This window comes from Campylobacter sp. BCW_6466 (assembly GCF_001762835.1).
In the GTDB taxonomy this organism is placed as follows: Bacteria; Campylobacterota; Campylobacteria; order Campylobacterales; family Campylobacteraceae; genus Campylobacter_D; species Campylobacter_D jejuni.
The window spans coordinates 1-11,711 of the sequence record NZ_MJXO01000023.1 but is presented as its reverse complement, the minus strand read 5'-3'; the positions used below and the strand labels follow the sequence as shown (position 1 = coordinate 11,711).

Annotated in this window: 11 protein-coding genes; 7 read left to right on the top strand and 4 right to left on the bottom strand. The window is 26.2% G+C overall.

Translation table 11 applies throughout. The annotated features are described in order from the left end of the window. Window positions 1–20 precede the first annotated feature (20 nt). From AJ887_RS01555 to tssJ, 4 genes are all read right to left on the bottom strand, one after another. Window positions 21–251: a hypothetical protein gene (locus AJ887_RS01555; protein ID WP_002881838.1), complete on the bottom strand. Its 231-nt coding sequence runs from the start codon at window positions 249–251 to the stop codon at window positions 21–23. Window positions 252–475: 224 nt separating this feature from the next. Continuing rightward, window positions 476–1,249, bottom strand: a complete 774-nt coding sequence (gene icmH / locus AJ887_RS01550; RefSeq protein WP_002881837.1) for a type IVB secretion system protein IcmH/DotU — start codon at window positions 1,247–1,249, stop codon at window positions 476–478. After that, window positions 1,246–2,643, bottom strand: coding sequence for a type VI secretion system baseplate subunit TssK (gene tssK, locus AJ887_RS01545; protein ID WP_002779660.1), 1,398 nt, complete (start codon window positions 2,641–2,643; stop codon window positions 1,246–1,248). Before tssK ends, icmH begins: the two co-directional genes overlap by 4 nt. Before the next feature lie 7 nt (window positions 2,644–2,650). Further along, the gene (gene tssJ / locus AJ887_RS01540) at window positions 2,651–3,097 is read right to left on the bottom strand and encodes a type VI secretion system lipoprotein TssJ (RefSeq protein WP_002779659.1); all 447 of its coding nucleotides are present in this window, start codon (window positions 3,095–3,097) and stop codon (window positions 2,651–2,653) included. A gap of 125 nt (window positions 3,098–3,222) precedes the next feature. Here tssJ and AJ887_RS01535 point away from each other — a divergent pair, with 125 nt between their 5' ends. From AJ887_RS01535 to AJ887_RS10550, 7 genes are all read left to right on the top strand, one after another. Beyond that, window positions 3,223–4,470 (top strand): type VI secretion system domain-containing protein, encoded by a 1,248-nt coding sequence (locus AJ887_RS01535; protein WP_060787630.1) that lies wholly within the window; start codon window positions 3,223–3,225, stop codon window positions 4,468–4,470. Between the two features lie 68 nt (window positions 4,471–4,538). Beyond that, window positions 4,539–5,024: a type VI secretion system contractile sheath small subunit gene (tssB, locus tag AJ887_RS01530; protein WP_002881833.1), complete on the top strand. Its 486-nt coding sequence runs from the start codon at window positions 4,539–4,541 to the stop codon at window positions 5,022–5,024. A gap of 1 nt (window position 5,025) precedes the next feature. Continuing rightward, a complete protein-coding gene (gene tssC, locus AJ887_RS01525) occupies window positions 5,026–6,480 on the top strand; it encodes a type VI secretion system contractile sheath large subunit (protein ID WP_070284728.1) in 1,455 nt (484 codons plus the stop codon). A 2-nt stretch (window positions 6,481–6,482) separates the two neighbouring features. Continuing rightward, complete coding sequence (tssE, locus tag AJ887_RS01520; RefSeq protein WP_070234022.1) at window positions 6,483–6,875, top strand: type VI secretion system baseplate subunit TssE; 393 nt, start codon at window positions 6,483–6,485, stop codon at window positions 6,873–6,875. Then, window positions 6,872–8,593: a type VI secretion system baseplate subunit TssF gene (gene tssF, locus AJ887_RS01515; RefSeq protein WP_070234020.1), complete on the top strand. Its 1,722-nt coding sequence runs from the start codon at window positions 6,872–6,874 to the stop codon at window positions 8,591–8,593. Before tssE ends, tssF begins: the two co-directional genes overlap by 4 nt. Next, on the top strand, window positions 8,590–9,492 hold the full coding sequence (gene tssG, locus AJ887_RS01510; RefSeq protein WP_070284726.1) for a type VI secretion system baseplate subunit TssG: 903 nt from the start codon (window positions 8,590–8,592) through the stop codon (window positions 9,490–9,492). The genes tssF and tssG overlap by 4 nt, the downstream gene beginning before the upstream one ends. A gap of 135 nt (window positions 9,493–9,627) precedes the next feature. Continuing rightward, window positions 9,628–11,711 (top strand): type VI secretion system Vgr family protein (locus AJ887_RS10550; RefSeq protein ID WP_070284724.1); only part of this gene is annotated, 2,084 nt, incomplete at its 3' end.

The following is an 11,711-nucleotide window of genomic DNA, read 5'->3' as shown; positions in this document are numbered from 1 at the left end:
CAAAATACCCTAGAATCTTATTATACTTTAGGAAGTTCATTTAACTTACACATATTCCTAAATTGCCAATAACTAGGCTCTAAATAATAAGAATAAGGAGTATAATAAAAGATAATTAAGCCTATACTTCCAAGAAAGACTAAAAACTTTGAAACGCTTTTTGTAGATTTAAAGATGATTTTATAAATAAATTTTAATATAAGATAAGAAAGAATAGTAGAAATTATAATAAGAAGTAATATATATGTCATGGGTTATCTCCTTAGATTCTCTATTTTATTAAAATTAAGATGTAATTTTGTGGTTTAGTGTTAGCAGTATAACTTTTTCTTTATCATTAAAATAATAGAGCTTGTTTTTTCATATATTTTTATCCTTTTATAGGTTTTGCATTTGATTTTTATTCTAGCTGTAAAATAATTTTTATTTAATTTTACTCATAACAAATAAATTGATATTTAAAAATTTAGTATATTTATTCTATATGTGTTAAATTTTTTATCAATACGGATATATTATTATCCACTTTAAGATTATTGGTTTCTAAATTGAAAATTGCATAGCTTAATACTCCTAATATAATCAATGCTGGCACAACGATAATAAGTTTTTTAAAATACAATCTTATAAATTTTTGCCAAATATTTTCTTTCAAACCAGTTTTATATGCTTTATTAAAAGCTAACTCTTCTTCTATCTTATAAACCGGTTTTAAAGATGTGGCAATATTATTGCAAAAATGAATTATTTTTTCATCTCTATCCTTAGTCTCATTATATTTTCCTTTATAACCAAGAATCAAACAAGCATAGATAAATTCCAAAAAATCTTTAAACTTAAAAGGGTTATTAATCCAAGATGATGCAATATCATAAAAATTATTTCCACCTAAAGTTTCATCAAATAACCTTACAGTTAGAGTATTGTGAGCCCAAAAATTAATAAAAAGTTCATTTTTCATTAAGCTTTCATCTATAAAGACACAAAGACAATATTTGAATTTAATAATTTCTTTTTCATCATATTCTTTACATATACTTAATTTAGCGGTTATATCTAAAATTTTATTAATCAATGTTTCTCTAAGTTGATTAATACTACTTGTATCCATAGAGCTTATTTTTGAAAGTCTATAAGAAAGCAAAAGCAACTCCAAAGAATAATCAATAATTTTATTGTTTTTTAAACCATCAAAATCTGAATCAAGAAGTAAGCTTAATGCCTTTTTTTCTTCATTTATTTCTTTCATTGAAATACCGCCCACATTATAATATCAGGGTTTTTTATATTGTTGGTCAAGTACATACTAATGATACTTTCATTTTTAAAATCTTTAAACAGTTGATCTCTTTTATCTAATTTATAATAAACATAACCATTTAAATAAGGAATGCTAGATGGAACATTAGGTACTTGATCTACATTTAAGCCCTCAAGCTGAGTTGCGACTATATTTTTAATTTTACTTTGAGTATGTATCTTGCTTTGAATTTTAAAATTATTAAGTAGATATTCTGTAGTAACATCTGCACGAATTGCGAAATAAATTTCACTTTCTTCTAAAATTCCCGAATTATCAAAAATAAAATCATAAAAACCGTTGCCGTTAATACTAGTCTTAGCTATAAAATATTTAGGGCTTGTGATTTTAGAAAATAACAATCTTAGATTATTCATCATATTTAAAAAAGTATTATAAAGATTATCGTGTTTATAAGGAATAAAATCTAAAAAAGATTCTTCGTTGCTAAAAGCTGCAAGCTCTCCTTGAAATTCTAAAAATTTTTCGTATAAAAATTCAGGATGTATTTTATCTTTTTTTGATAGATGTGAAAATATTAAATACCATTTTTTTAAAAGATTAAGGGACAAAAAAGTGCTAAAATCCAATGTATTTTTTGTTTGATCGATTCCTTTAAAAACATTAGATAGAACTTTTTTATGTTGATTGATTGAAAAAATAATTTCTTCCAAAAAGGATCTTATGGTAGATATTTTGCTGATATTTAAGCAAGTGGGTATAAAATCACTTTCTAATTCAATTTTTTTATTGATATCAATATTTTTAATTTTTGCAATTGGTAATTCAAGTTCATCAGGAGTTGAATTACCTAAAATGCCAAGTTTTAATCTTAAACTAGCAAGAAGTAAATCTTTTTTCTCTTGTGTAAAAGTCAGATTTTCAAGTTCGTACTCATCTTCAATTTTGTCCATTACATTAGATTTTGAATCATCATAATTTCTTAAAGCAATACTATTTCTAAGACATATAAACTTTGAATTTGGAAAAGTATTTCTTAAAGATAAATCAGCAATATCAGTAACTCCGATAGGAATTTTTAATACCACAACTGAATCAATTAAAGATTCATAATTGATTTCAATAGGCTCAGGCAACAAATCTTGCTCAGGTGCATTAAAAATGCTTCCATCTTGTGCGATACCTGAAATTTTAGAAAGTGCAATTTTTCCTTGCAATAACATCTCTTGAGAAAATTCCAAGTCTATTATTCCATATAAATTACTATATATATTTATAGTTTTAAGATCTATATTTCTATTAAAAAATCTTTCTTGCTGCTCAAAATGGGTTTGTCCAATATTAAGTCCATCAAACCAAGCAACTTTTAATTTATTTGCCATATTATTCCTATTTAATTCTTTTGATACCTTCTTTGGATATTTCAAATTTTAAATACTTATTCTTCCCAAACCCATTTGCATCTTCGGTCTTTGCCCATATTTTTGTTGTTTTTTTTGTATTATTTGCAAATAATACAAGAATGCCTACATAAGGAACCTCTTCTTCATCTACTTTAACCGCGATAATATTGTCTTTAGGTGCAATTTGCGTTTTAATAGAATCAAGTTTATCCTTGCCTAGTACCCCCTCTTCTCTAGTAGCCAAATCTATATCACTTGCTTCTTCAAATTTTTTAATATCCTTAAGTTGATATACAATAGCCGTAACAGGAACATCATCATGTCTATTATTAAGATTGGAATTCTCTACATTATTTATCTTAACACTAACAACACTTGAGCAAGCGCAAAAGAATAGTGGCAATAAAAAAAATAAGCTTTTTTTACAAAACATGAAACTAAAGTATCCTTTCTATCTTAGAATATATAATTTATGATTAATTGAGTAAATTTTTTAAAAAATTAACATAATATTTTTTAAAATTTAATTATAATGAGGCAAATTTTTGGAGGAATTAAATGTATTTTTGTGATCAATTGAAAAATAATTTAGATGAACTACAAGAATTTCAGTTACTTGAAGATGAGATGTCAAAATATAAGACTTTAAACCATGAAAATATTTCTTGGGATAAAGTTTATCAATATTCTCAGTTTATATTATTAAATCATTCTTTAGATTTTAAAATTTGCAACTATTTTCTTTTATCGTGTTTTAACTTAAACAATGAAGAATGCTTTGAAAAGCTTTTGCTTCTTTTTCAACATTTAAAAAAACTTATAGATGAAAATAATGCTTATATATTAGCTCAAAAGCGAAAAATTCAAAATTTTATTCAAAATTTTATTCAAGAATACAATAAAACAAAAGTGCTTATATCATCTGAGATTGTTAATCAATTTATTACTTTATTTTCCGAATTTGAAAATTTACTATCTTGCAATTTTGCAAAAATTGAAATTGCTCAAGTTGCACCACAACTTCCAAAATCTCCTGTAACTCAAGTATCTGTAAACATTAGAAGCGATAATATTAACTCTTTAAACGAGAGAGAATATAAAAATTTTTATCAAAAACTTGCATTTGAGCTTTTGGAAGAGGATGAAAATAATCTCAATATCTACGCTTTATTCACCCAAGCAATGTGGGGAAAAATCAGGTGTTTGCCTGAATGTAATAATGAAAAAATTACTAAAATAAGAAAACCTGATGCAGATATAATTCGCATATTACTTTCTGATAAAGAAAATGATATAGAACATATTAAATGTTTTATGCATGAACTTATTTTAAATCCTTTTTGGATAGAGGGTGTACAACTCTTTTGTGATTTTTTAGAAAAAAAGAAAAAAAATAAACAATTAGACATTCTTATAATATTAACAAGTGATTTTATTTCTAAATTTGATACTATTGAACTTCTCCGTTTTCAAAATGGTGATTTTATCTGCAAAGAAGAAGTTTATAAATATTTTGTTAAATCCAAAGAAAATAAAAAAAGTTTTTTTTCAAGTAAAAAAACTGACAAAGAACATACATTACAAGATTTTGAGCAAATGCTGATGAATATTGATAAAGAAAATTTTAATAATTCTATTATGAATAATATTAATTCCTTGCTAGATATGGTAAAAATTTTTGAATCAAAAGGAATGAAAAAGAACTCTAAAATTTTAAATATATACTTAGTAGAGTTAATGGAAAAAACTCTACTAAAAGATTATCTAGCCGAAGAATATGAAAACGCAAAAAATAAAATTAAATGATGCAAGATTAAATTTAGCAAATTTTAATATAATAATTAAGCTAAAATTTTTATTTTTAAGGATTTAAAATGTCAGATGGATCTCATGCTCCAAAGGAACGAATTAATATTACATATAAAGCTAAAACTAATGGACAAAATGAGGATGTGGAGCTGCCGTTAAAATTAATGGTAATGGCAAATTTAAAAGGAAAAAACGAAACCCCCTTAGAAGAAAGAGAAATTTTGCAAATTAACAAGATCAATTTTGATCAAGTTATGAGAAAACTCAATATAACAACGAGTTTTAGCGTAAAAAATACTCTTGGAACAGGAGCTGAAGAGCTTGATGTTAAGCTCAATATTGCTAGTATGAAGGATTTTTCTCCAGATAGCTTAGCTAAACAAATACCTGAGTTAAACAAATTATTGCAGCTAAGAGAAGCTTTAATGGCTTTAAAAGGTCCTATGGGTAATATTCCTGATTTTAGAAAAGCTGTTTTAGAAGCGTTAAAAAATGAAAAAACTAAAGAAAAGTTACTTTTAGAAATTAAACAAGAAGAGCAAGGAAATTAAAATGGCAAATACCAAAGTAATTGATACGCCAATTATTGAACAAATTATGGAGAAAAGCAAATACTCTAAAACTGATGAAAGTTATAGTATTGCCAAAAGAGGTGTTGCTGAATTTATTTCAGAAATTGTAAAAAGTGATAATGCCGAAGAAAAAATCAATAAATTTGCACTTGATGAAATGATAGCCCATATTGACCATTTACTCTCAAAACAAATGGATGAAGTTTTACATAATGAAGAATTTCAAAAACTTGAATCTACTTGGCGTGGACTTAGATTTCTAGTTGAAAGAACTGATTTTAATGAAAATATAAAAATCGACCTATTTGATATAAGAAAAGAAGAAGCTTTAGAGGATTTTGAAAATAATCCAGACATCACACAAAGTATTGTTTATAAAAATATTTATTCTTCAGAATATGGACAATTTGGAGGAGAACCCGTAGGAGCAATCATCGGAGATTACCAACTTGGATCAGCAAGTCCTGATATGACTTTTTTAAATAAAATGGCTAGTATTGCAGCTATGAGTCATTCTCCCTTTTTGACATCTTTTGGACCAAAGTTTTTTGGGCTTGATGATTATTCTGAGCTTGCAAGTATTCAAGATTTACAAGGTTTGCTAGAAGGACCTCAATATACAAGATGGAGAACTTTTAGAGAAAATGAAGACTCTAAATATACAGGCTTACTAGTGACAAGATTTTTAGCAAGAAGCCCTTATGACCCTGAAGAAAACCCTATTAAAAGCTTTAACTATAAAGAAAATGTTCATGCTTCACATAATCATTTATTGTGGGCTAATTCTTCGTATACTTTTTGTACAAGATTAACAGAAAGCTTTGCTAAGTATAGATGGTGCGGCAATATTATAGGACCAAAAAGCGGAGGAACTGTTAAGGATCTGCCTACTTATCTTTATGAAAATTTTGGAACTATACAATCAAAAATACCTACAGAAGTTTTGATTACAGATAGGAGAGAGTATGAACTTGCTGAAGCAGGTTTTATAACTTTAACATTAAGAAGAGATAGTAATAATGCAGCATTTTTTTCAGCAAATTCTCCATTAAAACCAAAGATATTTCAAAATACCCCAGAAGGTAAAGAAGCTGAAACAAATTACAGATTAGGAACTCAGCTTCCATATATCTTTTTAATTTCAAGATTGGCGCACTATTTAAAGGTTTTACAACGAGAAGAAATAGGGAGCTGGAAAGAAAGAAGCGATATCGAAAATGGTCTTAATGAATGGATTAGACAATATATTTCCGATCAAGAAAATCCACCTTCTGAAGTAAGAAGTCGTCGTCCATTCAGAGCAGCACAAGTGAAAGTTGATGATATACCAGGAGAGCCAGGATGGTATAAAATAGGACTAAGCGTCCGACCTCATTTTAAATATATGGGCGGTAATTTTGAACTTTCTTTAGTAGGAAAATTAGATAAAGAATAATAATGTCCTTGCTAGATAAACTGATCCATAATTTAGATGAGCAAAACATTCATATTCCATTCTATCAAAATGATTTTGAGGATGTAAAGAATAATATAAAAGTTTTGCTCAACTCTAAGATTAATGACTGTTATACCGCGAAAGATTTAGGGATGCCAAATATGACTGACATTAATCTTAGTTCTAGCGAATTATGCATATCAATGGCTAAGGAAATAAGAAAGTTAATTGATAGTTATGAAAAAAGAATACGAGTTGTTTCTATTACTTATGATAATAGCTTAAGCCCTTGGCAACTTTCTTTTATTGTAAAATGTTTTTTTCAAGAGGATCGTTTTAAGGAATTTAGTATAGAAATTATTTTTAAAAATAATAGATATTGTGAGGTTAAATGAAAGATAATATCTTTTATTATCAAAAAGAGCTTGAATATCTATATGAAACTAGGGAACATTTTGTAAAAAATTATCCAAAACTAGCTCCATTTTTAGCTTACAATAGCAAAGATCCCGATGTAGAAAGAATTATTGAAAATTTAGCCATCCTAAGTTCTAAAATTCACCAAGAACTTGATGAAAATATCCCGCATATTGCAGAATCTTTAATCAATATAGTTTCTCCAAACTATACAAATCCCATACCCTCATTATGTATGCAAGAATTTAAACTTGAACAAAATAGCAAAGAAAATAAACTTACTATTCCAAAAGGAACCGTTGTTAAATCAAAACCTATAGATAAATGCATTTGTGAATTTAAAACTGTTTATGATGTCTATCTTTACCCTATTTCGATAAATGAGGTTTTTGCATCAAGTAAAAACCAAGACTATACTTTTAATTTAAAATTACAAATAGATAAAGCAGAAACAAAAATAAGTGATTTGGGCTTAGAAAAAATTAATTTATATTTAGGCAATGATACCTATATGTCTAGTACTTTATTATTATACATGCATTCTTATTTAAAAGAATTAAAAATTCAAAGTTTAGATACTGATGAAGAATTTTTTCTTAATACTTACGATATTGAAAAAATAGGATTAAATCCAGATGAAAGTAGTTTATCTTATAATGATTTAGGCTTTGAAGCTTTTTCTTTGTTAAGGGAATATTTTTTTATGCCCCATAAATTTAATTTTCTAAGAATTAATAACTTAGATATTTTAAATAATTGCCAAGGAAGAACAATTAATATTGAATTTAAATTCTCTAAACCATTTCCTGCAAATTGCATATTTAGAAAAGAATTGTTTTCTTTAAGTATGACGCCTATTATCAATATCTTTGCAAAAAGCGCAGAACCTCTTATAAATAATCATAAAAAAGATAGTTATCGAATTTTTGTTGATAGAAGCCAACCTAAAGCTTATGAGATTATACAAACATTGCAAGTTAAAGCACACAATAGCGAAGGGGGTAAAAGATTATTAAAAAACTATAAGAGTTTTGAACGTTTTGAATTTTTAAAAGATAATCAAAAAGACTTTTATAGCATAAATACTAAAAAGAATTCTAAAGGAGAAGTATTTAGCGAAATTTCCTTTTTCTCCTCTTATTTAATGGATGAAACTATAAGCATTGATCTTTTATGCTCTAATGGAGATCTGCCTTCAAGATTAAAAATAGGAGATATTAATAATTGCAATTTAAAAGGTGTTGATACTAAAAATATCGAAATTCCAAGTGAAGCGAGAAGATGCAGCGTTGATGGCAATTTATTGTGGAAACTTGTTTCTGTATTATCTTTTTCTTATCAAACCATATTAAGTAGAAAAGCTTTTTTTGGTGTATTAGAAAGCTATAGTTTTTTAAATAATCAGTTAAATTGGAAATCTTATGAACTTTTAAAAGAATCTATAGTTGATATTCAAAGCAAAAGCACTTATCTAATTGATGAAAATATTACAAAAAAAGGAACAGTGGCTATTTTTAGTATTAAGGATTCTAAGTTTTATACTTTAGGTGAAGTATATTTACTAGGATTAGTTATATCCAAATTTTTAGCATCTTTTGCTAGCATTAATTCCTTTTGTGAATTAAAGATAAAATGTCTTGATTCAAAAGAAATTCTGCATTATCCTGCTTCTTTTGGAAAAAAAGCTTTAATATGAATGATCCAACTTCATATAGTTTTTTTAAACTTATAAGAAAGCTAGAAAAAAATTATGGGAAAAAAAATATATTTTTAAGAACCAATAAAAGTTTAAAGCATCCAAATAAAGATTTAGAAAAAATTATTTTTTCAGATCAATCATTTATAGAATTATTTGTAAATTTTATGGGCTTACATGGAGTTTCCTCACAACTTCCTTCATTTATGTTAGATAAATTATCCAGAAATGAAGATGGAGAACAAGGTTGGACTTTATTTTTTGATTTTTTTAATCACTATTTACTTTGGATATTTTTCGATGTTATTGGCTTAAAAAATTATCCAAGATCTTTTAATGATAATTTTAAAGACTCTATTTCTCAAATTTTATTTAATATATTAGGAATTAAAGAATACGATATTGCAAAAAAATATTTACCATTTGCACCTTTACTACTAAGTTTAAGACGACCTAAAACACACATTGAAAGAGTTTTACAAGTCAATTTTAAACTTAAGGATAAATTATCAATCATTGAAAATTTGCCTCACCAAATTTTAATCTCTGATACTCAAAGAAATAAACTGGGCGTAAAAAATCATGCCTTGGGGAGTAATTTCATACTAGGTGATAAATTTACCTCTTATCAAAATAAAATAGCAATTTATATAAAAGATATTTCATATCAAGAAGCGGTTAAATTTATGCCTAATGGAACTAAACATGATGATTTAAAAAATAGTATAATGTTTTTAACAAATTATGAATTTTGCGTTGATTTATACCTTAAAATCAATTATTCTTCAGAAATGAAGTTTGTGTTAGGAGAAGAAAATACTGCCAAACTTGGTTGGGCAAAAATTTTAGGTAATACGCAAAAAAAATATACAATAGTATATATGAAACTATGTGAATAAATATTCATAATCATAAAACACACTCAAATTTACCCCAACTATGCTACAATATTTACAAACAAATATAAATAAAAATTTAATCACACTTATAAGCTTTGTATTTGATAAATCTTATTACCACATTAAGGAGAAAAAATGGCCTCAAATTCCTTTATGAGTCTTGATATATCAAATTCTACTTCAAATCCCCTACCCTTTAAAATCACTAAAGCCCTCATCCAAGAAAGTCTTGAAGAGCTTTTTTCTATAGAATGTGAAGGCTTTTTTGAAAGTTTAGAACAAGATTTATTTTCTTTAAATACTTTAACCAATGCTTCATCTCATCTAAGCACCCCTACAACTTTTAATTTTCATCCTAATGTTTTAATCGATCAAGAAGCTATTTTAAGTATTCATAATCCTTATGAAAACAATACTTTAAATTTTGACACAAATGAAGTTAAAAATTATAAAGGAATTATCACTTATATAAAATATCTAGGCATTAATCATGAAAGTGCTTTAAATATTAATGATAGCGCTTCAAATACTAAGCAAATAAAATACAAGCATTTTTTTTCTTTTAAGCTTCAATCAGTTTTGATAAGACTTTCTTTAAATAAAGCCAATCGTATTTATACTCATACTAATATTATAGAAGTGATTAAACAAACCCTTGGTTTTTATCAAGATATCTTACATAAAGAAATTGATTATTCTAATATACATTTTAATTATGAAAAACAAGAACTCATCTCTCAATACAATGAAAGTGATTTAGACTTTATTACAAGATTAAGCCATAATAATGGAATCTTTTTTTATGAAGATGAGAACACTATTTATTTTTGTGATGTATATAAAAATGTAAAAAATAAAGAGATAGAATATAATCCTAATGTTAATAATATTTTAAATCAAGCTTGTATTTCTTCTATTTATAAAGAGCAAAGCTTAAGAACTAATTCTTTTACACATTCTAGTATTAATGCCAATACTCCTTTAAATCTTTTATCTTTACACTCTAGTAAAGTTGCTTATGAACAAGAACTTAATAACAAAGCTTATTATAATGAACATTTTTATGAGAGTGAATATTCTTTTACAAAAAGCATTGATTTAAAGACTAAGCCTTCTCTTAAAGAAAAAAGAGCCTTAGTATTAAATGAAAGCTTACTAGCAAAAAGTAATATTTATCATCTTAGTTTAGGAGATTTTATCACTTTAAATTATAAGGAGTTTAATCATCAAGAAGAAATAAAAAATCAAGATGAAGAAAAACAAGATAAAGCTTCTTTGCTTAAAGACTTTATTATTATTGCTAATACTCAAATCTTAATTGATGATGCCATCTTAGCTAATTCTATTAATACGAATGATCATTTAAATTTAAAAGATTTAAATTTAAGTAAATCTTATTCCAATACTTTAACTTTATTAAAAAAGAATATTATCTTTACTCCAAGTTTTAAAGTTAAACCTAAAGCTCCTAATAGCACTCAAGGTATTGTTATAGGAGAGAGTAAGGATATAGAAAGTGAGAGAAATACTATTTATACTGATGAATATGGAAGGGTTAAGGTAAGGATTAATCTTTATGCCAATCAAGAAGAATTAGATAATGATACTTTTATTGCAAATGATATAGATACAAATTCTTCTAATTTATCAAGCAATACTTACAAATCTTACCATCACACTCCTTTTTTAAGAGTAGCTTCTAGTATAGCAAGTAATCATTCAGGTTTTTTTCATACTCCAAGAATAGGAGATGAAGTGATTATTTCTTTTTTAGATGATGATATAGATAAACCTTATGTGAGCTCTAGTTTGTATAATGGGGCTAATCCAAGTTTAGTAAATCTTCCTTTTAATGATCATCAAACTTCTCTTTCTTCTAAAACCATAGGTGTTAATGAAGAAGGTTATAATGAACTTACCCTCTCAAATATAAAAGACAAAGAACAAATTTATTTAAAAGCCCAAAAGGATTATGATGAATTAGTCCAGCATAATTTCACTCAAAGAATTTTAAATGATAAAGATTCTATAGTGGATGGAATTTATAATGAAAGGATTAAAAAGATTCATACTCAAACCATAGACTTAGCTAAAAATGTCAATATAGGAGGAGAATACTTAACTAATGTAGGCTTATCTAAAGATACCATAGTAGGATTAAGCAATACCTTAAATGTAGGAGTAGATAATAAAGTAAGAGTGGCTAAAAACTCTCATGA

Excerpts from the sequence above, each read along its gene's own strand:
- AJ887_RS01555 (WP_002881838.1), bottom strand. The coding sequence starts at position 251 with ATGACATATATATTACTTCTTATTATAATTTCTACTATTCTTTCTTAT.
- icmH (WP_002881837.1), bottom strand. The coding sequence starts at position 1,249 with ATGAAAGAAATAAATGAAGAAAAAAAGGCATTAAGCTTACTTCTTGAT.
- tssK (WP_002779660.1), bottom strand. The coding sequence starts at position 2,643 with ATGGCAAATAAATTAAAAGTTGCTTGGTTTGATGGACTTAATATTGGA.
- tssJ (WP_002779659.1), bottom strand. The coding sequence starts at position 3,097 with ATGTTTTGTAAAAAAAGCTTATTTTTTTTATTGCCACTATTCTTTTGC.
- AJ887_RS01535 (WP_060787630.1), top strand. The coding sequence starts at position 3,223 with ATGTATTTTTGTGATCAATTGAAAAATAATTTAGATGAACTACAAGAA.
- tssB (WP_002881833.1), top strand. The coding sequence starts at position 4,539 with ATGTCAGATGGATCTCATGCTCCAAAGGAACGAATTAATATTACATAT.
- tssC (WP_070284728.1), top strand. The coding sequence starts at position 5,026 with ATGGCAAATACCAAAGTAATTGATACGCCAATTATTGAACAAATTATG.
- tssE (WP_070234022.1), top strand. The coding sequence starts at position 6,483 with ATGTCCTTGCTAGATAAACTGATCCATAATTTAGATGAGCAAAACATT.
- tssF (WP_070234020.1), top strand. The coding sequence starts at position 6,872 with ATGAAAGATAATATCTTTTATTATCAAAAAGAGCTTGAATATCTATAT.
- tssG (WP_070284726.1), top strand. The coding sequence starts at position 8,590 with ATGAATGATCCAACTTCATATAGTTTTTTTAAACTTATAAGAAAGCTA.